We start from the raw sequence: 24,702 nt of genomic DNA on the forward strand, positions 1-24,702 counted from the left end.
GGGTTCAATGGGATCTATTTCTGTTTAATTGTTTAATCTCGTCTTCAACAGGGGTAATAGGTGTTAGGTTTCTTTAGGCTGGTGCATGCCGATAAAGCTAAAGATTTAATTCCGAGAGGAGGGCAACAAGATGCCATGGACAAAGGATGATTATCCGGAATCACTCAAAAATTTTATGGCTCCCGTGCGCAACAAAGCGATCGAAATTGCCAATGCTTTGCTTGAGGATGGCTATGAAGAAGGCAGAGCCATTGCGATTGCAACGTCCCAAGCGAAGGAATGGGGCGAGAACCGAGATAAGCAAATCCGCAAAAAAAACGCGTAGCCGAGGCAGCTCGCATTTACACTCGAAAATCGCCTCCAATTCAACAGCTCTTGCGAGTCTGTTAATTGGAGGCGATTTTTTGTTGTTTTATCCTCAAAAATGAAACATTCCTATTAGGAAAGCGATTGTATGTGTCGCAAACGTTAAGGAGCATTCCGTCCATATTGTGTAATGTATATGTCATGTATTGATCATTTTGCGGTGAAAAATTCCGAGTTAATCGCTTTCATTTAGTTGTTGAAATAATATTAAGATAAATGATGTCATTGATATTGACACTGTTCCGTTGAGCGTTTATCATTAATACCAGCAGTGGAGAAACTAAATGAATAAATCGAAGAAATGGTAACGAAAAGCGATTAATATTGCATTTAACGTATCATATCGGTGGTAAATATATGTATTTAATTCAGTGGAGAAAAAAATGGGAGAGACGTCCGTGAAAAAGCATGATCAGGATTTTATGAAGAGGCAAAACCGTCTTACCGTCTTTGAAATCATTAAAAACCAACATCCCATTTCCCGTGCTTCTATTGCGAAGCAAACGGGAATGAGCCCAACTACGGTCAGCAGAATTGTCGGTGAATTGACGGAGCAAGGCTATCTTTTGAATTCCGATCAAGTATCGGCAGGACTCGGCAGGAAGTCGACGCTGCTGGGTATGGTAAATGCTTCGGTGCTATCGGTCGGCGTTGATCTGGACCGCAGCCTAATGAGTATCGGTATCGTCGATTTGCAAGGCAAGCTTGTTTGCAGCAGCAAACACCCGCGAATACCGGATGAGAGACCGGAAACGACGCTTTTGCGCATTAGCGAAGCGATAGAGCAAATGCTGATACAGCAAGAGCTGGATAGAACCCGCATCGTCGGCATCGGCGTTGGGCTTCCCGGCATCGTGAACAATGAAGAGGGAATCGTCGTCTTCTCCGTTCAGCTTGGTTGGAAGAACGTTAAGCTGGCCGAGAGATTGAAGGAACTGACCGGCATTGAAATTGCCGTTGATAATGAGCTGAAGGTGCGGGCGCTTGCCGAGCATTTGAAAGGGGCTGCAGTTGGCTCCAGACGTACTGCGCTGCTAGGGTTTGGGCATGGCGTCGGTTCAGCGATTATTCTCGAGGGAGAGATCTACCGGGGGGTCATGAACAGTGCCGGTGAAATCGGCCACACGACAGTAGACCCGAGCGGGATGATGTGCGAATGCGGCAAAGCTGGCTGTCTGCAAACCTACATCAATATTAGCTCGTTGTTATCGGAGGCGAATCGTATTCGCCAGGTAGGCACGATCGAGGAGTTATTTGAAGCGAAGCGTGCAGGCGAGCATTGGGCGATCCATCTGATCGATCGCGCGCTCATGTATATGGCCATTACGATTAACAATGTTGTTTGCATGTACAATCCTGACAGTGTGATCTTAAGCGGTGAGCTTGTCGACAAGTTTCCGGATATTCACGATGAAGTCGAAAAGATCTATCTCTCGCGTTTCTTATGGGAACCGCTCCGTGATTCATTTGCATTCCATCGTTCGATGCTGAACGAGAGAGGCGTCATGATTGGATCAGGTTTGTTGTCTCAAAATCGTTTTTTCGCATTGGAGTAAATTTATTTTCGGAGAAGGAGGTCGCAAAGATGGGATTTACAACTCTAGTAGAAGAGTATCGCGGCGGCGTACTTGAGAATGTGCATTACGGTGCTGTTAGCGTAGTGGATGAGAAAGGCAGCATCCTGTATAAGGCAGGTGATCCGGAGCATCTCACGTTCCTGCGCTCCGCCGCGAAGCCTTTTCAGGCTTTGCCGGTGATGAAGCGAAGAATTGATGAGGTATATGGCTTGACGAGCAAGGAGGCATCGCTCTTCACCGCTTCGCACCGAGGCGAGGCTTTCCATATCGAAGCGCTGGAATCGATGTTTCAGAAAATGGGATTAAAGGAAGAGGGGCTCCATTGCTGCGCTACGTACCCGCTTAACGAGGATGCGAAAGCCGATCGTCACCGGGCTAATGAGCCCAAACGCAAAATCTTCCATAACTGCTCAGGCAAGCATGCTGGATTATTGGGCCTTAGCAAGCATATGGGCTGGGATGAACAAACCTATTACGATCCCAATCACCCTGTTCAGCAAGAGATTATGGAGATGATGGCTTACATAGCCGAGGTGCCGAAAGAATCCATTCCGCAAGGCATCGACGGCTGCGGGCTGCCCATTTTCGCGCTTCCGCTCCATAAAATCGCATATTCCTATTTGAAGCTGGCTTGTCCCGACTTGATCGGGGACACCGATATACGAAATGCTGCTGCTGCAACCGCAAAGCTAATGAATGATAATCCCGATATGATCGCCGATACGAAGTTTATTTGTTCGGCATTGCTCAGGGATGGCAACTTGACGGCAAAGGGCGGGGCAAAGGGCGTATACGGCATTGGGCTCCGCAAGGAAAGAATCGGCATCTCGCTGAAGGTATCCGACGGCTCCGAGCAAGTTTGGCCTTGTATTATCGCATCTATACTAGAGCGCATCGGCTACGGCAATCAAGCTACGATTGACCGTCTGTATGCACTCGTGCCGAATGAGATTGTGAATGACGGCGGAACGCCTGTTGGCAAGCGCCGAGCTGTTTTCCAGTGGCAAGTCTGATCGTAGGGCAAGAATAATCTCCAAGTCGAGTACGACCGGTTTAGGAGCTGTTCTAATACATCATTTCTATAGGGGAGTGTAGAAGATGAAAGCAAAAGGAAAAGTAAGTTCGATGTTCATGCTGTTGCTCATCCTAGCTGTAGTTGCTGCAGGCTGTGGTAAGGCGAACAATAACGGAGGCACAGGAAACGCGGGCGGAGACGCTACGAACAAGCCGGAAGCAACGAATACGGCAGCAAAGAACGATAAGGATATCGTGATTGCCATTAATGCTAACTTTATTACGCTCGACCCGCATAATGCGAGTGACACTCATTCGATCAGCGGCGGCAGAACGATGTATGAAGGGCTGATGGGTTTCGATGAAAATATGCAGCTTATTCCTGTCCTTGCTACAAGCCACCAAATAAGCGAAGACGGACTTGTGTATACGTTCAGCTTGAAAGAGAACGTTAAATTCCATGACGGCACTGACTTCAACGCAGAGGCGGTTAAGGTCAACATTGCACGTATTCAAGACGAGAAAAACAATTTAAGACTGCGCAAAAGCTTCGCTAAAGTTGCTAAAGTGGAGACTCCCGATGCTAAAACAGTAGTCGTTACGCTTAGCGAGCCATACAACGCCTTTCTAAATAAAGTAGCTATGGCGGGAATTATCAGCCCGAAAGCGCTTGAGGAGAGCGGAGCTGATATTGCGAAGAAGCCTGTAGGTACAGGCCCGTTCAAATTCAAAGAATGGGTGCAAGGCGATCGCCTAGTTGTAGAGAAGAATGCTGATTACTGGCAGGAAGCTCTACCGAAAGTGGACAGCATCACCTTTAGACCGGTACCGGAGAATGGCTCGCGTATTGCCATGTTGAAAACCGGCGAAGCCGATTTCATCTATCCAATGCCAACAGAGCAAGTGAAAGAGGTTGAAGGGCAAGAGGGAATTACGATCGATACAATTGATTCGACGATCGTTCGTTATGTGACATTGAACACGATGAAGAAGCCTTACGATGATGTAAAGGTGCGTCAAGCGATCAACTATGCAATCAACAAAGAAGCGTATATCAAAGTTGTAAAATCGGGCATTGGCGCTAAGCTGGATTCCACGATGTCTTCGAAAACACAATACTATTCCCAGCAAACGGGCTATGACTATGATGTTGCGAAAGCAAAAGCTTTGCTAGCTGAAGCGGGCTACCCGGATGGCTTCGAAGCTGAAATCTGGGGCGAGAATGATTCCGAAACGATTAAAGGCATGCAATTCATTCAACAGCAATTAGCGCTTGTTGGCATTAAGCTGGAAGTGAAATCGATGGAAGGCGGTACGCTTTCCGATCAAATCAACTCCGCGAAGACGCCTGAGGAAGCCAAAATACAAATGTGGTATGTGAGCTGGTCCCCATCTTCCGGTGATGCTGATGGTGCGACAAGAGGCTTGTTCAGCAGTGAAATGTTCCCGCCTGCAGGCTCCAATACGGCCTATTACAAAAATGACAATGTCGACAAATGGATCGCAGAAGCGAATAAATCGACTGATCCAGAAGAAGCAAAAGGGATTTACGCTAACATTCAAAAAACGATTTGGGAAGAAGCGCCATGGGCATTCATGGGCGTTGACCAAATTATCGCAGGGAAAAGATCATACCTGGAAGGCGTCAAAGTATATCCAGACGGTTCCATTAATGTCCTCAATGCTGAAGTGAAGTAATGAGCAGGCATGACAAACGTTAGGCTTAGTATCATATGAAATGAACGGGGCCGCTTCTATAGATTAACGGGAAGCGGCCCTATTATATCATTTGTCGAAACTGAAGGAGGCTTATAAGTTGGGTAGATATGCTTTACAAAGACTCCTCGGGGTTATTCCATTGCTGTTTGTTGTATCCGTGCTTGTCTTTATGTTTATTCACTTAATACCTGGCGATCCGGCGAGGCTTATTGCGGGGAAGGACGCTACGCTTGAAGAAATTCAAGGCATTCAGGAGCAGCTTGGCCTTAATCTTCCGCTTTGGAAGCAATACGTGAACTATATGGGGGATCTGCTGAGCGGCAATCTAGGAAATTCAATTCGTTCGGGCATGCCGGTTACCGATATGCTGGAGAGCAGAATTATGCCTACTTTGTGGCTTACGTTCCTTAGTATGGCTTGGGCACTCGTTATCGGTCTTCTAATTGGCGTAGTATCTGCGGTGTACCGCAACAGATGGCCGGATTACGCAGGCACGCTGACAGCGATTTCGGGTATGTCTATTCCCGGGTTCTGGCTTGGACTTGTACTGATTCAAATTTTCTCGGTAGAACTTGGTTGGTTTCCTACCGGTGGCGTTGATTCTTGGAAATCTTATATTTTGCCTTCCATTACGCTTGGAGCGGGCATTATGTCTATGTTGGCTAGATATTCGCGGTCATCGATGCTGGAGACGATGCGAGAGGATTATATTCGTACAGGTCGTGCAAAAGGCTTGCGTGAGTCCGTCGTTATTGGCAGACATGCGCTTCGCAATTCCCTTATCCAGGTTGTTACCGTAGCGGGCCTCCAATTCGGCTTTTTGCTTGGCGGTTCGGTAATGGTCGAGACGGTTTTCAGTATTCCGGGACTCGGCAGGCTGCTGGTTGATTCTATTCTTTTCCGCGATTATACGGTCATTCAAGCGTTGCTATTGCTATTCGCTACACAGTTCATTCTGATCAATTTAATTGTAGATTTGCTGTATGGCGTACTCAATCCAAAAATTAGGTATTCGTCGTAGTTGATGCGATGAAGACATGTAACAATACGAATGGCCATGCGACAGATGATGTTGCTTACAGCGTTTATTTAGGGTTAGGAGGAATATCATGAGCAACAATTCGACGGTAATGGGAAGCGGTTCCCCGTTACCGGAAGAGGTGCAGGCCCCGGTTAAAACGAGGGGGCGATTCGGAGAGTTTAGTCGCAAGTTTTGCAAACAACGGATGGCTCTTGTGGCTGCCTGCTTTATATTATTGCTTTTTGTCGTTGGAATCTTTGGGCCGCTCTTGGCGCCTTACAATCCTGATGAACCGAACTATGATGCCTTAATGTTGGGGCCCTCCGCTGCTCACTGGGCGGGTACGGATGAATATGGCCGTGACATTTTAAGCCGGCTCATTGATGGGACGCGGCTGACGTTAGCCGTCAGTCTCAGTGCCGTAACGATTGCAGCGGTGCTTGGTACTATTCTTGGCCTGCTAAGCGGATTTTTCGGCGGTTGGTGGGACCGGATTATTATGCGGGGCAGCGATGTGCTGTTCTCGTTTCCTGACTTACTGCTCGCTATTGGTATCGTGGCTATTCTCGGACCTGGTCTATCGAACGTCGTTATTGCGGTTGCCGTATTCGGTACACCTTCCTTTGCGCGAATCATTCGAAGCGTGACGTTGTCCGCTAAGGAAACGCTGTTCGTTGAGGCCGCTCGTTCGATGGGAGCTAAAAATAACCGAATTATTTGGCGTCATATTTTTCCTGAGACGGTTTCCAGCATTATCGTTAATGTATCGATGAAAATCGGCGGTGCTATTCTGGCGGCTGCCTCACTAAGCTTCCTCGGAATGGGCGCGAAGACAACAGAGCCCGATTGGGGCGCCATGTTAAGCATGGGGCGCGATTATTTGAGTATTGCCCCGCATATCGTCTATTTTCCGGGCATAGCGATCTTTTTGACTGTACTTGCTTTTAACCTGGTCGGGGACGGACTGCGAGATGCTCTTGATCCCAAGATGAAAAATTAAGGAGGGACAAGACATGACTCAACATTTGCTGGAAGTACAAGGATTGAAAACGGAGTTCAAGCGTGGCAGCGGCAGCATAACGGCTGTCGCGGGCGTTGATTTTCATATAAAGAAAGGCGAAGTGCTTGGTCTTGTCGGTGAATCCGGCTGTGGGAAAAGCGTAACTTCCTTGTCGATTATGCGGCTGCTTAAGGATACGCCGGGCAAAATCGCCGGAGGAGCCGTTCGCTTCGAAGGAACCGATCTGACGAGTATTTCGGAGAAGGACATGCGCCGCATTCGGGGCAATGAGATGGCGATGATTTTTCAGGAGCCGATGACGTCGCTTAATCCTGTGCTGCGGATCGGCTTGCAGCTGGCAGAACCGATTATGCTGCATTTGGGCTATAGTCGCAAGAAGGCCCGCGAGCATGCGATTCATATGCTGAAGCTTGTTGGCATTCCCCGTGCGGAGGAGCTGGTGGATGACTATCCGCATCAGCTGTCAGGCGGAATGAGGCAGCGGGTGATGATCGCCATGGCTATGTCGTGCAACCCGAAGCTTCTTATTGCGGATGAGCCGACGACTGCGCTCGATGTGACGATACAAGCGCAAATTCTTGACCTGATGAAGCGGCTGAAGGAAGAGCAGGATATGGGCATGCTGCTCATTACGCATGATCTCGGCGTTGTAGCTGAACTTTGCGACCGGGTAGTCGTCATGTACGCGGGCCGTGTCGTGGAGGAAGCTTCCGTTCATGAGCTGTTCGCAAATCCGCAGCATCCTTATACGAAGGGCTTGATCCAATCCGTTCCGAAGCTGCGGCAAAATGTACGCCGTTTGGATTCCATTAAAGGCAATGTTCCAGACCTTTCACAGATGCCGCAAGGCTGTAAGTTTGCGCCGCGCTGTTCGTTCGTCATGGAGAGCTGCCTCACGAAAGAGCCGGATTTACTTCCTATCGAGGGGCTTTCGGATCGTAAGAGCCGCTGCCTGCTTACGCAGCAGGAGAACACGGAAGGAGTGGGACGCGCATGAAGGATACGCCATTAATAGAAGTGAAGGGCTTGAAGAAGTCCTTTTCAGTTAAGAAGGGCTTTCTCGGAACGACTAAATATTTGCGCGCGGTGGATGGGATTTCATTCGCTATACGCAAAGGAGAAACGTTCAGCCTCGTCGGTGAGAGCGGCTGCGGCAAGTCGACTACAGGCAGGCTGGTGACGCGCTTGCTTGCGCCAAACGATGGCGAGGTGTGGTTTAAGGGTCAGAACATCAGCCATATATCCGATAATCAAATGCGTCCGCTTCGCAAAGATATGCAGATGGTATTCCAAGACCCATACGCTTCGCTTAATCCGCGGATGAAGGTTAAAGATCTGGTCGCGGAGCCACTCCTTATTCATACGAAGCTCTCTCCGAAGGAGAGGGATAAGCTGGCTTGCGAGCTGCTTGAAACCGTTGGCCTTAGCAGCTTCCATGCGGAGCGTTATGCGCATGAATTCAGCGGCGGGCAGCGGCAGCGGATTGGGATCGCACGGGCGTTGTCCGTTCGTCCGAGCTTAATCGTTGCCGATGAACCGGTGTCGGCTCTGGACGTGTCCATACAGTCTCAGGTGCTGAATTTGCTGCAGGATTTGCAAGAGGAATACGGCCTCACTTATTTGTTCATTTCGCATGATCTCAGCGTTGTTGAGCATATTAGCGACCGAATTGGCGTCATGTATCTCGGCTCGCTAGTAGAGACAGCGGACAAGGATACTTTGTACGACCGTCCGCTGCATCCATACACGCAAGCGCTGCTTTCTTCGGTTCCGGTGCCGGACCCTAGCCTTAAGAAGGAACGCATCATTTTGAAGGGGGATCTTCCAAGCCCCGTCGATCCGCCATCGGGCTGCCGGTTCCATACAAGATGCCCTTCCTGCATGGAAATCTGCAAGCAGCATGAGCCGGCGTTCCGGGAAATTGAACCGGGGCATGAGGTCGCATGCCATTTATACGATGAAGAGATGTTGAGGCTAGAGCGTTAATTGAACTTATCTAGATACTTTAAGGCAAAGAAGGGAAAGCGATGAATATTGTAATCGATTCCGCCGATTCGGCGGATATTCTCGTCTATCTGGCTTATGAAGAGGAGGTCTTCCCCCTCAAGCTGGGGGAAGCACATAAACGCAGCGGCAGCGTGACATGGTTGTACAGCCGAGCGGAAGAAGAGCAGGACGCGCTTGCGGTAGGAATGGGCAAGCGCCGCGATTTGACGCTTGAAAAGATTCGCCGGGCAGGCGGATCAGCTGCTCGTATGGTGCAGCGTGAAGGCAGAAGCAGCGCTTCGCTTGTCCGCGTGGCGGGTAGTGCCGAAACAGGTGCAGCCCGCGACGATAGCGAAATCGCTGCCGCCGATTGGCTGCAAGCGTGGACAGAAGGCTGGCTTCTCGGCTTATATCGTTTCCAAGCTTATAGGGATGCAACGAAGATAAACGATACGGTTGATTTATGGCTGCAAGCGAAGGATTGGCCGGAGCTGAAAGCGGCAGAACCAGCCGCTGTACTTGAGAATGGGAGAATCCGTGCCGAGGGCGCAATGCTTGCGAGGGACCGGGTGAATGAATCGCCGGATACGCTGAATCCAGCTACCTTCACACAATGGATGGCGGATTACTTCGACCGTGATGCTAGCTCTGTTAAGGTTCATGTGTACCGAGGACAGGAGCTTGTCGATCTTCAGATGAATGGCTTGATCGCAGTAGGCGCAGGAAGCAAGCATGAGCCAGCGCTCGTTGAAATCCGCTACGAGGGAAATCCGGAGCTGCCGATGCTGGCTTTGGTTGGCAAGGGCGTTACGTTCGATATGGGCGGCATGAACGTGAAGACAGCCAGCGATATTAGCGATGCCCGCATGGATATGGGCGGCGCGGCCGCAGTCATTGGCGCGATGGACATTCTGCTTCGGAAGCGGGCTAAAGTGAATGTGACGGCGCTGATCCCGGTCGTTGACAATGTGCCGGATGCGGAGGCGATTTTGCCGTCGTCGGTCATTCGTTATCCGAACGGGTTGACGGTTCAGGTCGCGAATACCGATGGCGAGGGCAGGCTCATTCTCGCAGATGCATTGATACATGCAGCGAATATCGGCGCAGCAGAAGCCATTGATATTGCAACATTGACTGGGAATGTTGGGGCTGCGCTAGGTCTTGGCATTGCCGGCATTTGGGGCGATGCAGACATGACGCGAAGTCTCGTCGAGATTGGCGAGCGCAATGGGGAGAGGCTATGGCCGATGCCGCTTATGGATGAATACGAAGCGGATCTTAAGAGCCATTATGCCGACCTGCGCAATGTCAGCACCTCTCCGTTTGCAGGTGCCATTACAGCAGCGCTCTTTATTCGCCGATTCGTAGCGGAATCGATGAAATGGATTCATATCGATATGGCGGGTACGGTTCAATACAAGCAGGATATGAGCTATTCAGAAGCAGGCGCGACCGGATATGGGGCACGGCTTCTTGCGGACTATGCGATGAAGCAGGAACAACGATAAAAAATGGATGGAGAGGGGGCTTCGTTATGATTTTGGAAGTCATCGCTACTTGTATAGAGGATGCTTTGACGGCAGAGGCAAACGGCGCAGACCGTCTTGAGCTGATTACTGCCATTACGGAAGGCGGCTTAACGCCGGGAATCGGATTAATTCAGCAGGTTGCAAAAGCGGTGAGCATCCCTGTCTTTGTGATGGTTCGTCCGCATAGCCGCTCATTCGTATATTCAGATAACGATATTTTGACAATGGCAGCGGAGACGAGAGCGATCGCAGAGAGTGGTGCGGCGGGTATTGTTGTTGGGGCATTGACTTCGGAAGGCCGCATCGACGAGCGGGCTCTGGAAACCTTGCTGCCATTAACGAATGGCTTGCAAGTGACATTCCACCGCGCGTTTGACGAGCTGGAGGACCAAATTGCCGGTTTGCGGACGCTGAGCCACTACCCGCAAATTAAACGAGTGCTTACCTCTGCCGGACCCGGTCCGGCGATGGAGGCTATTCCGGCTATGCGCGGACTGGTCCAGGAATCGCAAGGCGGTTCGGTGAAAATATTGGCTGGCAGCGGCTTGAAGCCGCAAGGCATTCAGGCGTTTATCGAGCAGACGGGAGTGACGGAAGTGCATTTTGGCTCGGCTGTCCGTATCGGCAATGACTCGCTGTCTCCAATTGATCCGGCTGTCTTGCGGGCATTGGCTGAGAGCCTGCGCTGCGTCGATTGATACTAGAAAGTGAAAAGGTGATTGGCCATGCATAAGGTTGAAAGCTACGTAGTCGGAATCGACTTAGGAGGAACAAAGATTGCAGCGGCGCTGTTCGACTCGAACGGCACGCTATTGAATAGAGAGCAGATAGAGACTGCCGGCGCGCGAACGGCCGAGGAGGTAGTCCGGCGGATGAGCGGAATGATTCGCTCAGTTGCCGAAGGACGGCCGTTAATCGGCGTCGGATTAGCCTCTCCCGGAGCGGTCAACAGCCGGGAAGGTATCGTTATTAACGGCACTAACCTCCCGGAGTGGAACAACGTCCCGTTGAAGAGATGGATGGAAGCGGCGCTTGGCACGCAGGTGCAAGTAGTTAATGACGCTAATGCTGCAGCCTGGGGCGAGTATGTAAGAGGCGCAGGCAAAGGTGCCGAAAATATGGTTTACGTCACCTTCAGTACAGGTATTGGAGCGGGAATCGTCATGGACGGCAAACTGCTGCTAGGCACACATTCCTTCGCGGGGGAGCTGGGTCACAATATGATCGATCCTAGCGGTCCGGTATGCAGCTGCGGAAGATACGGCTGCTGGGAAGTGTTTGCTTCTGGTACGGCAATTCGCGATACGGCGCTGAAGTACATGGAGAACAGATCCTCGCTCATATCCGAGCTGGCAAGCGCAAGCGGGGATAAAGTGACGTCTCAGCATGTATTTCAAGCCATGAAATTAAACGATCCGGTAGCTGTCGAAGTCATTGACCGGACGATTCATTATATGGCGCAAGGTTTGGCTAATGCGGTTCATACGTTTAATCCCGATCGTATCGTGATCGGCGGAGGCGTAAGCAAAGCGGGAGAATTACTGTTCCCAGCGCTGCGGAAGAAGACAGAAGAGCTTGTGATGGCACCGTACAGAGGGACTTACAGCATCATGCCTGCCGGCCTAAAAGACGATGTCGGTCTGATTGGCGCCGCGGCATTATTTCATACATTCGAAGCAGGAGCATGAAGTTATCATCCATTTTATAAACGGAGGGATTCAAGGATGGGAACGAGAGAAGAAAGAACGGAATGGTTTTTGCGGGACAGATTCGGTTTGTTTATTCACTGGGGACTTTATTCGATTCCGGCCAGAGGTGAATGGGTTCGCGGCAACGAGCGGATGAGCAAAGAGCATTATATGACCTATTTCGATGAATTTGACGCCTCTCGCTATGATCCGAAGGCATGGGCTAAAGCAGCTAAGGCAGCTGGACAGAAGTACGCTGTGCTGACGACCAAGCATCATGACGGATTCTGCTTATTCGACAGCCAGCTAACGGACTTCAAGGCGACCAACACGCCGGCTGGACGCGACCTCGTTCGTGAATATGTGGATGCTTTCCGGGCTGAGGGAATCGCCGTCGGATTGTACTACTCCATTATCGACTGGGATCATGGCGATTATCCGGGTTACGGGGATAAGGCGCATCCCGACCGCAGCAACGAAGCGGCGAAAGACAAGCCGATTGACTTTGATCGATACCTCTCGTACATGCATGGTCAAGTGAAGGAGCTGCTTACCAATTACGGCAAAATCGACATCATGTGGTTCGACTTCTCTTACGACAATATGACTGGAGAGAAATGGAAAGCGACAGAGCTTGTACGGATGATTCGCTCGATTCAACCGGATATTATTATCGACAATCGCTTGGGCGGCAACATTCGAGCGGCCGAGCCGGAGGAATATGCGGGTGACTTCTTCTCACCGGAGCAAATCATACCGCCAGGCGGCATCGTTGACGTGAATGGAGAGTCTATTCCTTGGGAAGCATGCATTACGCTTAACGATAACTGGGGTTACTGCTCAGATGACAAAAACTATAAGTCGACTAAGCAAGTTATCCGAACCATGGTGGAATGCATCAGCAAGAATGGCAATCTGCTGCTTAATGTAGGACCCGATGCCAAAGGCGAAATGACACGCGAGTCGCTTGTCGTATTAAGCGAGGTCGGCGAATGGATGCGCTTGAATGGAGACAGCATTTACGGCTGCGGTCATTCGACGCTGCCGAAGCCGGAGTGGGGCCGTTACACGCAAAGGGGCAACAGGCTGTACGCTCATGTCTATGACAGAGGGATTGGCCCAATCTATTTCCAAGGCTTGAAGGGGAAAATCAAGAGGGCAAGACTGCTGCGAGATGGTACGGAGCTTAAGATCGAGGTGCCGTGGATGGCCGAGGAATATTCCGATATTGAAGGCGGAGCATTCATTACACTGAAGGGCGCAGAGCTGCCTGATGAGATGGATACGGTTATTGAACTCGAGCTATTCTGATTGCCGAATAAAGGGCTGTAACTGAAGGTCTAAGACTTCAGTTACAGCTCTTTTTTTATGTGCCAATAGACGTGTATTTAAGACCAACCCCAAAACGAGAGGAGCCTGCCGCTTGGTGGCGGACTTACTCATCATATGAAGTATCTCGCCTTGGAGTTAAACAACTTAGAGGGCATTTCTGCAGAAGATAAAGAGGGCATTGTGAACGATTTTAAAAAGTATGGCGTTGACGTATTGGATACCACTTTAGAGCAATTGGAACAAGAAGGGCGAGTGGGTGAGGCGCATTCTATTAAAGGGGTGCTGCTTAAAGTGAAGAGCACAGAAGCCACTGACAATAAAGTCGTCGTTAGGGGATTTGTTTATAAATCCGCCAAGGGCGGCATCGGTACAGAAGTTGTTGTAGAATACGCGGATAGCCAATGGCGAGTGACCAAAGCTACAGCTACGGGGATAAGCTAACGTGGGCGCTATGCCGATTGTATTTAATCTAGTAATCTAGCGAAAAATACACACCGAAATCTATCATTCTCCATACAATAATAGTAATTCTTAATATAAGGGAGATGGTAGGTATGACAAACAGAGGGGGATGCAAAAGCTCTGGGAAGCGAAGCCATGGGAAATCAGGGAACCAGAGTCAAGGAGGCAAAAAAACAGAGAGCCGCAGTCATGGCAATAATGGCTCAAAGGAACAAAGCTGCGACAAAAACAACCGTGTTCTTAGCATGCTGCTCAAGCTGGGCGTAGGTTCTACGAATATTCGCATTTTTTTTGGCGGAAAAGTACGTTCGGGCGTGTATTTAGGTATAGTTGACGATAGTGTGGTAATCAATGTTAAAGGCTCCGTCAACTATATTAGCATTTCCTCTATCATTGCGATTGAAGTTGGGCTCGGCAAAAAAAAGAAAAAGAAAAAAAGATCAAGCTGCAGAAAGTCTATTTGTTTTTAATTTCAGTAAGGGTGTTCGGCTTCAAGCGTGACAAGTGTAAATGACGCACTTGATGACCGCACAGCGATTAACTAGACAAAGCAAAGGAGGACACGCCCCCCTTTGCTCTTTTTTATGCCATAAATGAAAACAAAACCCGGATGTTCATTCATGCTGACGACGTGACATTTGGCAGGACCTCCGCTTTGTCTTGCTCAGCGCTCGTTTTCCTTCTTTTATAGAACGACAAGACGCCTGATGTAACGGCAATCGATAGAGCAGAGAACAACCCGCTCGTAAGCGGTAATACGGATAGGCTGGTGAGGACAACCAGGAGGTCAAAAACGAAGTTGGTCATGCCGGGATTGATTCCATGTTTTTTGTGCAAGTAAATGGCAAGTATCGTTGCGCCGCCGAGCGAAGCGCCGTTACGGAACAAGGCGGTGAGGCCGGCGCCGACAAAGGCTCCTCCGACGATAGCTCCAACCAGAGATGGGATCATAAAGGAAGGCAATATGTTATCCATGGCGCTTATTAAAGAGAGAAGCGCGATAGCTAGAATGGTTTTGATGGTAAAGGATTTGCCCATGTAAAAGTAAGAGAAAACAAAAAACGGAAGGTTGAGCAGGGCGAATAAATAGTGGAATTGGACATGCAGCAAGGGCGATAAGCTTAAAGAGAGGCCCGCTGTTCCTCCGGTAACGATATGGGAATGCTTTAGGATGATCAATCCGCCGGCAGTAACGAAGCAGCCTATTGCAAAATGGAGCCATTTGTTGATGTTTTCCTTCACTTTGATGTCTGACTTCCGAATCATATCGCATGCACCGCCTGCTTAAGTTTGTTAATATAAGGATACAAAATAGCGCGAATCGTATATATAATAAACGGAATGAAATTGATGTGAAATTAGGTAACATTGAATGAAATGACAGTGTTTTTTCTGCAAAATGAAGGGAGGCTTTTCGAGGATGGATCAATTGGATCGAACGCTTCTACGATTGCTGCAGGAGGATGGGCGAATGACGGTGAGCGAGCTGTCCAAGCGACTGGCTTTGAGCCGTCCCAGTATTTCGGAGCGTTTGCTGCGTCTGCAGGAGAGAGGGGTCATTACGGGATTTGGCGCTCGCGTATCGCCGGCCGCAGTCGGGAGAAACATACAGCTGATCATTCAAATGAGCGAATTGAAAGTATTCCCGATGGAATTCGAGAAGCGCATCATGAATGACGATGAAATTATCGAATGCCACCGGGTAACGGGAACAGTCAGCTATATTTTGAAGGCGGCGGTAACGGGGATGGATGCGCTGAGCGAGCTCGTAGAGCGGCTAATGCCATTCGGCAATGTCAACACCTCGGTTATTTTGTCTTCTCCGGTGATGAACCGGACGATGCTGCCGAAGGAATAAACGACAGATAAAGAGAGGATGTACTATATGGAACAAGCAATGACACTAATGGAAGCTTATAAAAAAGCCAGCTATCCCTTAATCGGTCATGGAAGGCGGAACGTACAGGTGCTGAAGGAAGCGCTGGCACAATGGGATGATGAGCAGGATAGCGATATGTACGGCAAGGGGGAGCTGATCGAAAATTTTGAGGTGCGAATGGCGCGCCTGCTAGGCAAAGAAACGGCTGTCTTCTTCCCCAGCGGCACAATGGCTCAGCAAATTGCGCTCCGGATTTGGTGCGATGAGAAAGGGATTAAGAAGGTAGGCTATCATCCGTTAAGCCATCTGGAAATTCATGAAAAAGACGGAATGAAAGAACTGCATCATCTTGAACCGATATTGCTGGCAGATGAAGAGAGGCCTGTTCTTCTTAAGGATCTGCTCGGACTGAAGGAAGACATCGCCTGCTTACTGCTCGAGCTGCCGCAGAGGGAAATTGGCGGGCAATTGCCGGAATACGCGGAGCTTGAAGCGATGTCGGCGTTTTGCCGGGAAAGAGGAATTAAGCTTCATCTTGATGGGGCAAGGCTGTTTGAGATTCTTCCCTATTATCGAAAGTCCGCTAAAGAGGTTTGCTCGCTCTTCGACAGCGTGTATATTTCGTTCTATAAAGGAATTGGCGGTATTGCTGGAGCTGTCTTGGCCGGAGAGCGCCATTTTACGGAAGAATCGAAGATTTGGAAGAGACGTCATGGCGGAGATTTAATCAGCCTGTATCCCTATATTATTGCCGCAGATTATTATATGGAGCGGCGGCTGCCGCATATGGAGAAGTATTACAGGGAAGCAAAGGAGCTTGCTGAATTATATAACGGGTGCCACGCGATGAAGACTATCCCGGAAGTGCCTGTATCCAATATGTTTCATGTGCACACTACGGTAAAGAAGGAGCAGCTTGAACCGATTCTTATCGCAATCGCTAATGAAACAGGCATCGGCTTGACGCAGTCAGTACGTGATAAAGGCGATGAAGGCTCGTATTTTGAGGTTAACCATGGCGATCGGTATGGCTTGGCTCCCAAAGAGTCTGTTATAGAAGCTTTTCGTTTGCTGGACCGGAAGCTGCAAAGGTAGGACGAGCTGCTTCAGCGGATGCGACTGGAGAGAGAGGATATGCAATGAAAATATCGGAATTGCGTCATGCGATCAACGGTTTATCTGAACGGGAAATCCAATCATTAATCATGCAAATAATGCTCAAGGCCGATTCTGTGGAAAATGATGCTTATCCAATAGAAAATTTGTATAAGGATTTATTGGAGATCTACCAGTTCGTTATAACGCCAAATAAACAGCAGCAATGGGAACCTGACGAGGACTGCAATCAAGTGCATATCGCTTTTGGCGATTCGTTTGCGGGAAGCTTGAAAGCAGCGATCAAGAAGCTCGGGAGGGAGGATACCGATAAGGTAATCACTTTTCGCGACCGCTACTCAATCGGACCTATATGGCAGCTGCACGAAGAGGAAGGACGAACGAAAAGGCAGGAATGGTTCTTCGACCATATTAACGGTAGAGACGATGAGGATGACAACGAAGAAATGCATCAGAGCTTGATAAGGCAAATCTCGCTCATTCCGCCTCAAGCAACCATAACGATATGGAGCAGCATGAATGCCCACGAGCAGGTAGGATTACGTTATGCTGTATACTTATTAAGAAAAAGTTTGAACCAGGTATTTATCCTATCTGCAACGGAGGCTTGCAGCAGGCTGTTTAATAGACCAAACCTGACGATAGAGTATACGCATGCTGGAGAAATAACGCCAGACAAGCTGCAGGCTGTCCTCCGTGACAGAAGCGAGAGTATGCCGATAAGCGGCGATTCAAGAGCGGCATTAGAGACAGAATGGCTGAAGCTTGCCGAGCAGCCGGAGGTACTGCGCATTTGCAAAGACGAGCGAGTTCTTCCTGTTAGCCAAGATTATTTCGATTCCTATCTGATGGAGACCGTTGAAAAACTGCATAGCGGAAGAGGAAATCGGGACTTCATCAAAGCTGCTCGCGTGATTGGCGAAGCGTTAGGATACTGCGATCAGTATGTGGGTGACGACTATTTTGAATACCGAATTCGGGAATTGATTTATAGCGGCCGTCTCAAAATCAAGGGAGTCCCGCGCGCTATGCGCTATTACAGCGTAAGAAGCAGCGTGGACTGAAAAGAGGTGACGTAATGGCTAATGAAAACAGCAGATCAAAAACGTTGGGCGAATTTCTGAAATCACGCAGAAATCGGCTTCAGCCGGAACAGGCAGGCTTTGCCTCCTCGTATGGACAACGAAGAACGCCGGGACTACGACGTGAGGAAGTGGCGCTGCTATCTCGCCGAAAGGCGTTGCGGCGGGTGCTCGATATCCTGGCAGCGTCTAACAGATGAATATCTTAACGTTTAAGCGTTTGTACCATCCTGAACAATAAAAATCCCCATTAGGTCAAAAGTGGAAAGGGAGTTCATTCGAGAATAAACTCCCTTTTCACATTCTGCCCAAAGGGGATCTGCTGTTCCTAAAGCTTAGCCACAATAATGCCGGCCACAACCAAGCCCAAGCCTACAAACGTTTTCCAGCTTGGCACTTCCGAGAGGACGAAGAAGGAAACGACAAGCAAGGCTGTAATATCAAGAAATTTAGAGCTGGAGACGACCAGCGTATTGCTGCCTAAATATTTATAGCCATATTTGAAGCCCAATCCCAGCAGTACATTGGCAAGAAATAAGATGGGGATCATATACGCTTGATACTTCAAGGTTTCTCCTAATGAAGCGCCGATAAATTTTGTCTGAAAGGCGAACACGCCGTTAATAAGGAGATACCCCAAAAACAAAATGACAATCGCATAAAACATTTGTTTATCTCCTTTGAGCCTACTCCGTCACAATACCGTAGACGAGTACCGGAGGCGTTACCTCGCTGCCGATGCGAATATTCTCGTAAATGATCTTCAGCACATCGTCCACATTTTCGCGATTCGCATGAATCGTAACGAGTGATTCTCCCGCTTTGACCGTATCGCCGATTTTCTTATTCAGCATAAGTCCTACAGCTAGATCAATTTCCGATTCCTTAGTCGCCCGTCCAGCTCCCAGCAGCATAGCCGCTGTGCCGATCTCATCCGCAACAATCTCCGTAACGACGCCATCCTCTTTGGCAGGCACTTCAATGAGATAAGGGGCTTGCGGCAGCTTTTCAGGATGATCTACGACAGAAGGGTCGCCGCCTTGATTGGCGATAAAGGCTTTGAATTTATCGAGCGCTTTGCCATTGCGGATAACTTCCTTCAGCAGCTCCTCGGCTTCTTCCAGTGAGCTGGCTTTATTCGCCAGAAAGACCATTTGGCTGCCTAGCGCAAGACAAAGCTCCTCCAAATCCTTAGGCCCTTTTCCTTGCAGCGTATCGATAGCTTCCTTCACTTCCAAGGCGTTGCCGATAGCAAAGCCGAGCGGCTGGCTCATATCCGAGATAACGGCCATCGTCTTGCGGCCGACGTTATTGCCGATGCTTACCATCGCATGCGCAAGCTCTTTGGCATCGTCTACGGTTTTCATAAACGCGCCGGCGCCAGTCTTCACGTCGAGCACAATAGCATCCGAGCCGGCAGCAATCTTCTTGCTCATAATCGAGCTGGCAATAAGCGGGATCGAGTTGACCGTTGCCGTAACATCGCGCAGGGCATACAGCTTCTTGTCCGCTGGCGTTAGATTGCCGGACTGGCCGATAACCGCAATTTTATCCTTATTCACCAATTGCACGAATTCATCCTTTTCGATCTCTACATGGAATCCTGCGATGGCTTCCAGCTTATCGATTGTACCGCCAGTATGTCCAAGGCCGCGGCCTGACATTTTGGCAACCGGGATATCGAGCGCAGCTACTAAAGGAGCGAGCACCAGCGTGGTCGTATCGCCAACTCCGCCTGTGGAGTGCTTGTCTACCTTCACGCCTTCAATCGCCGACAGGTCGATCGTATCGCCGGAATTCACGATCGCCATCGTCAAATCGGCGCGCTCGCGCTCGGTCATATCCTTGAAGAAGATTGCCATAGCCAGGGCGCTAACCTGATAGTCCGGAATTTCATCCTTCGTATAGCCTTCAATAACAAAGTTGATTTCTTCTGTCGTCAGCTCTTCGCCGTCACGTTTTTTCTCAATCAAATCAACCATTCTCATCTGTTTCTCTCCTCGCTTTGTATCGCTTTTTATATAGAAATAACGGTTTCGAGTGCGACTTCCATCATATCGTTAAAGGTGCTTTGACGCTCTGCGGACGTAGTTTCCTCACCAGTCAGCAGGTGATCGCTCACCGTCAAAATCGTTAATGCGTTGACGCCGTATTTAGCAGCCAGCGTATAAAGCGCGGTTGTTTCCATTTCCACGCCTAGGACGCCGTGATCCATCAGCTTTTGCACAATAGCTTTGTCGTCCCGATAGAAGGAATCGGAGCAGAAAATATTGCCCACATGCAGCTTTAATCCCTTAGCGATACCACGCTCGTAAGCAGCCTTTAGCAAAGAGAAGCTGCCAATCGGCGAGAAATCGTAGCCGCCAAACACATGGCGGTTGACGCTGGAATCCGTACAAGCCGCTTGCGCCAAAATGACTTCACGCACGCGCACGCTTTCTTGCATAGCGCCGCAAGTGCCTACGCGCACCAAGTTTTTTACGCCATAATCGCGTATCAATTCGTTGACATAAATACTGATAGAAGGGACGCCCATGCCTGTTCCTTGCACGGATATGCGCTGACCTTTGTAAGTTCCTGTAAAGCCCAGCATACCTCTGACCTCGTTATAGCAGATGACATCCTCCAAATACGTATCCGCGATATACTTGGCTCTCAGTGGATCTCCCGGTAATAAAATCGTTTCCGCAATTTGGCCTTGCTCGGCTCCAATATGAACACTCATCGTCATTCTCCTTCAACTTTGTTATTTTAATACTGCTAAAAAGCTAGTGCCATGCGCGGGCCTCGTCACTCCGAAATTTTCTGCAATAGTCGCCCCAATATCCGCAAAGGTTTCCCTTAATGGAAGGGCGTGCCCGCCTTGCTCAAAACGTGGAGAGTATACTAATAAAGGCACATATTCGCGAGTGTGATCCGTTCCGTGATAGGTTGGATCATTGCCATGATCCGCAGTAATGATAAGCAGATCCTGATCGGTCATTTTGGCGAACACCTCTGGCAAACGAGCGTCATATTCCTCTAATGCTTGTCCGTACCCTTTAGGATCGCGGCGATGTCCGTATAACGCATCAAAGTCGACGAGGTTCAAGAAGCTAATACCCGTAAACGGTTCATCGAGAACGGCAATAAGCTGATCCATTCCGTCTGCATTGGATACGGTGCGAATGGTCTTGGTCACGCCCTCTCCATCATATATATCGGAAATTTTTCCGAGAGCAATGACATCGAAGCTGGCATTTTTTAGTTCATTCATCACCGTAGAGCCAAATGGCTTCAAGGCGTAGTCATGACGATTGGATGTCCGTTTAAAATGACCTGGCTCACCAACAAAGGGGCGAGCGATAATTCTCCCCAGCATGTACGGATCCTCCAAGGTGATTTCTCGGCAAAACTCGCAAATTTCATAGAGCTCCTTCAATGGTACCACATTCTCATGGGCGGCGATTTGCAAAACGGAATCCGCAGACGTGTAAACGATCAATGCGCCTGTTCGCATATGCTCTTCGCCAAGCTCGTCAATAATTTCCGTGCCGCTGGCCGGTTTGTTGCCAATCACTTTGCGCCCTGTTTTGGCTTCAATCCGTTCAATTAATTCCGTCGGAAAACCGTCTGCGAATACGCGGAAGGGTACCGCGATATGGAGCCCCATGATCTCCCAATGCCCGGTCATCGTATCTTTGCCGTTCGACGCCTCTTGCATCTTCGTATAATAAGCAAGCGGCTGGCCGGCGACCGGAATCCCTGCTATTTCCTTGATGTTGGATAATCCAAGCACAGCCATATTCGGCATGTTCAGCCCACCGCACTCCTTGGCAATATGACCGAGCGTATCCACATCGAAGTCTCCGAAGCTTGCAGCATCAGGCGACTCGCCAATGCCTACCGAGTCCAGAACAATGAGATGAATCCTTTGATAGGTATGCATACGTATTAGACTCCTTTCGTTATTAAATAAACAGTCCTGCTATGATGGCAGACAAGACGCTAACCAAAGTAGCCCCGTACAGCAATTTCAAGCCGAAACGAGCAACCACGTTGCCTTGCTTTTCATGAAGCCCTTTTACAGCGCCGGCGATAATGCCGATCGATGAGAAGTTGGCGAAAGAAACAAGGAACACGGATACGATACCGACAGCGCGTGCGGATAGATTAGGATATTTCGCAAGCTCCAGCATAGCTACGAACTCGTTGGATACCATTTTCGTCGCCATAATGCTTCCTGCATCGACGGCGTCTTTCCAAGGAACGCCCATAATAAAAGCGAATGGAGCAAAGATATAGCCCAAAATGGCCTGGAACGAAATGCCGAATATACCGCTGAAAAGTCCATTAATCAGAGCGATCAACGCGATAAAACCAATCAGCATCGCGGCGACGATGATAGCGACCTTGAAGCCGTCTAAAATATATTCACCGAGCACTTCAAAAAACGATTGTTTTTCTTCTTCCTGCACCTGTAAAATATCGTCCTCGGCTTCAATCTTATACGGGTTGAGAATGGAGGCAATGATAAATCCGCCAAACAAATTAAGGACAAGCGCCGTTACGACGTATTTAGGCTCGAGTATGGTCATGTATGAGCCGACAATCGACATCGATACCGTGGACATCGCTGAGGCGCATAACGTATACAGCCGATGCTTCGGCAGCAAGCCGATCTGTTTTTTGACCGATATGAATACCTCGGATTGTCCCAAAATAGCAGAAGCTACCGCATTATAGGATTCCAATTTTCCCATTCCGTTTATTTTGCTCAAGACCAGACCGATATATTTGATGATAAAGGGCAGCACCTTCACATATTGCAAAATGCCGATGAGAGCTGAAATAAAAACGATCGGCAGCAGCGCGCTGAAAAAGAACGAGAATTGCCCTTCATTTAGAAGGCCGCCAAATACAAAGTCGATTCCCGTGTGGGCAAATCCGAGCAATTTTTCGAACATGCCGGAGAAGCCTCTAATTAAAACTTCGCCAACGACGGTGTTTAATAACGCAAAGGCTAAAATCACTTGAAGCGCAACCATGATGAGCAATGGCTTATACCGGATGTTCTTTTTATTATTGCTGGCAACGTAAGAAAGACCAAGAACAACAAGCAAGCCCAATATAGCGATTAAATATTTCATTGTTCATTCTCCTAGTAAGTTAGTCTAGTACTTGATGCAGCATTACTATAAAGCGCTTTCAACTAAGACACCGCTTACTTTCCCATATCAGTGGCTTGAAAAGCACCCGGAAGGAGCTGTGATATCGTCCATTCTTCGGTATTGCCATGAAGATTCGTTAAGTAAATTTTCGTATTTTCATCACAAAATTCCGCTAAAACCTGCCGACATGCGCCGCACGGTGAAATCGGTCCTTCCGTATCGGCTGCGACGGCGATGGCCTCAATAATGTGATCGCCTTCGGATACCGCTTTGAAAATAGCTGTCCGTTCTGCGCAATTCGTTAACCCAAACGAAGCGTTCTCGATGTTGCAGCCCTTGTAAATGCGTTTGCTGCTTGTCAGCAAAGCCGCGCCAACAGCAAAATGCGAGTAGGGAATATGAGCATGCTTGCGTGCATCAATCGCTTCTTTAATCAATTGCTCCTTCATCTTTTCAATCCCCCGGAAAAGCTGCTCCGTTTGGGAGCAGCACCATTTAATTTAGTAAGAAGAGGTCGATTGCTCGCCTTCCATAATCTTTACGCCCGAGCTTGCGCCGATTCTGGATGCGCCTGCAGCGATCATTTTTTCCATATCGGCAAGACTGCGAATGCCGCCGGAAGCTTTGACGCCAAGCTTGTCCCCAACCGTTTTGCGCATAAGCGCTACATCCTCGGCAGTTGCTCCGCCGGTGGAGAAGCCAGTTGAAGTTTTTACGAAATCCGCTCCTGCTCGAGCTGATAGCTGGCAAGCTCGAACCTTTTCATCATCCGTAAGAAGTGACGCTTCGATGATTACTTTCACCAGCGCCTTACCTGCTGCAGCTTCAACAACGGCTTGGATATCTTTTTCGACCAATTGATCATTGCCTTCTTTTAAAGCCCCTATGTTAATGACCATATCAACCTCAGTCGCTCCGCCTGCAATCGCATGCTTGGCTTCAAAGGCTTTCGTCTCAGTAGTAGACGCTCCTAGTGGAAATCCGATTACGGTACAAACCTTAACCGTGCTGCCTGCCAACTGTTCAGCTGAATAAGCGACCCAAGTTGGGTTGACGCAAACGGAAGCAAAACTATATTTTTTCGCTTCTTCCGTTAATTTTGTAATCTCCGCTTTTGTTGCATCGGCGCGCAAAAGCGTATGATCTATCATTCCGGACAAATTTAACATAGCCAGTTCACCTTCCCCTTATACGAATCCTCAAATGCATGACTATAATATCATGAGGTTGAACATATGTAAACCAGTTGATGAACAAATGTTCAAACCTAATTTTGTCTAGAGTAGATAAAAAAGTCTGCTGTAAAGGGCAAGACAGAATGAGCGATAATTTGATGCAGGGGATAGAAGAGAGGCCCGTTTCGAGGGAAGCGCGTGCTTAAATGAGGAGGAAGAGATCAGGTAGTTGCACATATACACGAAAAACTGCCCGCAGAGCGCGGTAGGTGATAGCTGTTTCTTTCGGCAGCAGACTTAACTGGAAAAACTCCCGTTATATGTAGCGGTTTTGGAGAAAACGATCAATTAGAAGGATTTTCTCCCGTTTATTTTCTAATGTTTATCGATATGGGGTGAAAGTGTACGTATTAACGGGAGATTTTCCTGTTAAATGATCTGAGGTCCTGTTTTTCAGGTGATTAGATGGAGGCTTTCCAGTTATTTCTGTTCAATAGCTGCGGTTTGAGACGGATGGTTTATGAGGTCGTTTGAAAATAACGTTGTCGCAGTATACGCTCGCCTAGAGATCTTAATATCGGCATC

Annotated in this window: 25 protein-coding genes and 1 pseudogene; 18 read left to right on the forward strand and 8 right to left on the reverse strand. The window is 48.9% G+C overall.

Going from position 1 to position 24,702, the window contains the following annotated elements; all coding sequences use genetic code 11:
• The first annotated feature begins 130 nt into the window (after positions 1-130).
• The 14 genes from HI950_RS15700 (at position 131) to HI950_RS15765 (ending at position 14,185) form a co-directional block, all read left to right on the forward strand.
• Entirely contained in the window at positions 131-325 is a 195-nt protein-coding gene (locus tag HI950_RS15700) for a DUF2188 domain-containing protein (RefSeq protein WP_169085707.1), read from the forward strand.
• Between the two features lie 439 nt (positions 326-764).
• Positions 765-1,922 (forward strand): ROK family transcriptional regulator, encoded by a 1,158-nt coding sequence (locus HI950_RS15705; RefSeq protein ID WP_169085709.1) that lies wholly within the window; start codon positions 765-767, stop codon positions 1,920-1,922.
• Positions 1,923-1,951: 29 nt separating this feature from the next.
• Entirely contained in the window at positions 1,952-2,956 is a 1,005-nt protein-coding gene (locus HI950_RS15710) for an asparaginase (protein ID WP_169085711.1), read from the forward strand.
• A gap of 85 nt (positions 2,957-3,041) precedes the next feature.
• Positions 3,042-4,655: a glutathione ABC transporter substrate-binding protein gene (locus HI950_RS15715; RefSeq protein ID WP_169085713.1), complete on the forward strand. Its 1,614-nt coding sequence runs from the start codon at positions 3,042-3,044 to the stop codon at positions 4,653-4,655.
• A gap of 118 nt (positions 4,656-4,773) precedes the next feature.
• Positions 4,774-5,697: an ABC transporter permease subunit gene (locus HI950_RS15720; protein WP_169085715.1), complete on the forward strand. Its 924-nt coding sequence runs from the start codon at positions 4,774-4,776 to the stop codon at positions 5,695-5,697.
• A gap of 88 nt (positions 5,698-5,785) precedes the next feature.
• Positions 5,786-6,697: an ABC transporter permease gene (locus HI950_RS15725; RefSeq protein ID WP_169085717.1), complete on the forward strand. Its 912-nt coding sequence runs from the start codon at positions 5,786-5,788 to the stop codon at positions 6,695-6,697.
• Between the two features lie 13 nt (positions 6,698-6,710).
• The gene (locus HI950_RS15730; protein WP_169085719.1) at positions 6,711-7,715 is read left to right on the forward strand and encodes an ABC transporter ATP-binding protein; all 1,005 of its coding nucleotides are present in this window, start codon (positions 6,711-6,713) and stop codon (positions 7,713-7,715) included.
• Positions 7,712-8,704: an ABC transporter ATP-binding protein gene (locus HI950_RS15735; RefSeq protein WP_169085721.1), complete on the forward strand. Its 993-nt coding sequence runs from the start codon at positions 7,712-7,714 to the stop codon at positions 8,702-8,704. The genes HI950_RS15730 and HI950_RS15735 overlap by 4 nt, the downstream gene beginning before the upstream one ends.
• A gap of 41 nt (positions 8,705-8,745) precedes the next feature.
• The gene (locus HI950_RS15740; RefSeq protein ID WP_169085723.1) at positions 8,746-10,212 is read left to right on the forward strand and encodes a leucyl aminopeptidase family protein; all 1,467 of its coding nucleotides are present in this window, start codon (positions 8,746-8,748) and stop codon (positions 10,210-10,212) included.
• A 26-nt stretch (positions 10,213-10,238) separates the two neighbouring features.
• Positions 10,239-10,931: a copper homeostasis protein CutC gene (locus HI950_RS15745; RefSeq protein WP_169085725.1), complete on the forward strand. Its 693-nt coding sequence runs from the start codon at positions 10,239-10,241 to the stop codon at positions 10,929-10,931.
• 27 nt (positions 10,932-10,958) lie between these two features.
• Entirely contained in the window at positions 10,959-11,921 is a 963-nt protein-coding gene (locus HI950_RS15750; protein WP_169085727.1) for an ROK family protein, read from the forward strand.
• Positions 11,922-11,957: 36 nt separating this feature from the next.
• Positions 11,958-13,232 (forward strand): alpha-L-fucosidase, encoded by a 1,275-nt coding sequence (locus HI950_RS15755; RefSeq protein ID WP_169085729.1) that lies wholly within the window; start codon positions 11,958-11,960, stop codon positions 13,230-13,232.
• 150 nt (positions 13,233-13,382) lie between these two features.
• Complete coding sequence (locus HI950_RS15760) at positions 13,383-13,694, forward strand: hypothetical protein (protein ID WP_187768103.1); 312 nt, start codon at positions 13,383-13,385, stop codon at positions 13,692-13,694.
• A 113-nt stretch (positions 13,695-13,807) separates the two neighbouring features.
• The gene (locus HI950_RS15765) at positions 13,808-14,185 is read left to right on the forward strand and encodes a hypothetical protein (RefSeq protein WP_169085734.1); all 378 of its coding nucleotides are present in this window, start codon (positions 13,808-13,810) and stop codon (positions 14,183-14,185) included.
• A 148-nt stretch (positions 14,186-14,333) separates the two neighbouring features.
• Here the strand turns inward: HI950_RS15765 and HI950_RS15770 are convergent, their stop codons facing one another.
• The gene (locus HI950_RS15770; protein WP_191296887.1) at positions 14,334-14,981 is read right to left on the reverse strand and encodes a YitT family protein; all 648 of its coding nucleotides are present in this window, start codon (positions 14,979-14,981) and stop codon (positions 14,334-14,336) included.
• Between the two features lie 154 nt (positions 14,982-15,135).
• Here HI950_RS15770 and HI950_RS15775 point away from each other — a divergent pair, with 154 nt between their 5' ends.
• From HI950_RS15775 to HI950_RS15790, 4 genes and pseudogenes are all read left to right on the forward strand, one after another.
• Positions 15,136-15,573 (forward strand): Lrp/AsnC family transcriptional regulator, encoded by a 438-nt coding sequence (locus HI950_RS15775; RefSeq protein ID WP_169085736.1) that lies wholly within the window; start codon positions 15,136-15,138, stop codon positions 15,571-15,573.
• Positions 15,574-15,600: 27 nt separating this feature from the next.
• Positions 15,601-16,689, forward strand: coding sequence for a threonine aldolase family protein (locus HI950_RS15780; RefSeq protein ID WP_169085738.1), 1,089 nt, complete (start codon positions 15,601-15,603; stop codon positions 16,687-16,689).
• 44 nt (positions 16,690-16,733) lie between these two features.
• Complete coding sequence (locus tag HI950_RS15785) at positions 16,734-17,774, forward strand: DUF1835 domain-containing protein (protein ID WP_169085740.1); 1,041 nt, start codon at positions 16,734-16,736, stop codon at positions 17,772-17,774.
• Positions 17,775-17,788: 14 nt separating this feature from the next.
• A pseudogene (locus HI950_RS15790) lies at positions 17,789-17,938 on the forward strand (helix-turn-helix transcriptional regulator); the annotation flags it as partial.
• A gap of 182 nt (positions 17,939-18,120) precedes the next feature.
• On the opposite strand, the gene HI950_RS15795 reads toward HI950_RS15790, so the two are convergent.
• From HI950_RS15795 to deoC, 7 genes are all read right to left on the reverse strand, one after another.
• The gene (locus HI950_RS15795; RefSeq protein ID WP_169085742.1) at positions 18,121-18,459 is read right to left on the reverse strand and encodes a hypothetical protein; all 339 of its coding nucleotides are present in this window, start codon (positions 18,457-18,459) and stop codon (positions 18,121-18,123) included.
• A 19-nt stretch (positions 18,460-18,478) separates the two neighbouring features.
• On the reverse strand, positions 18,479-19,780 hold the full coding sequence (locus tag HI950_RS15800; protein ID WP_169085744.1) for a pyrimidine-nucleoside phosphorylase: 1,302 nt from the start codon (positions 19,778-19,780) through the stop codon (positions 18,479-18,481).
• Positions 19,781-19,809: 29 nt separating this feature from the next.
• A complete protein-coding gene (gene deoD / locus HI950_RS15805; protein WP_169085746.1) occupies positions 19,810-20,517 on the reverse strand; it encodes a purine-nucleoside phosphorylase in 708 nt (235 codons plus the stop codon).
• Between the two features lie 21 nt (positions 20,518-20,538).
• The gene (deoB, locus tag HI950_RS15810) at positions 20,539-21,720 is read right to left on the reverse strand and encodes a phosphopentomutase (protein WP_169085748.1); all 1,182 of its coding nucleotides are present in this window, start codon (positions 21,718-21,720) and stop codon (positions 20,539-20,541) included.
• Positions 21,721-21,742: 22 nt separating this feature from the next.
• Positions 21,743-22,921 (reverse strand): NupC/NupG family nucleoside CNT transporter, encoded by a 1,179-nt coding sequence (locus HI950_RS15815; protein WP_169085750.1) that lies wholly within the window; start codon positions 22,919-22,921, stop codon positions 21,743-21,745.
• 74 nt (positions 22,922-22,995) lie between these two features.
• Positions 22,996-23,391 (reverse strand): cytidine deaminase, encoded by a 396-nt coding sequence (locus HI950_RS15820; protein ID WP_169085752.1) that lies wholly within the window; start codon positions 23,389-23,391, stop codon positions 22,996-22,998.
• A gap of 51 nt (positions 23,392-23,442) precedes the next feature.
• Positions 23,443-24,111 carry a deoxyribose-phosphate aldolase gene (gene deoC, locus HI950_RS15825; RefSeq protein ID WP_169085754.1) on the reverse strand — a complete coding sequence of 223 codons (669 nt, stop codon included), beginning with the start codon at positions 24,109-24,111 and terminating at the stop codon, positions 23,443-23,445.
• Positions 24,112-24,702 lie beyond the last annotated feature (591 nt).

Source organism: Paenibacillus sp. PL91 (assembly GCF_012935325.2).
Taxonomy (GTDB): Bacteria; Bacillota; Bacilli; order Paenibacillales; family Paenibacillaceae; genus Pristimantibacillus.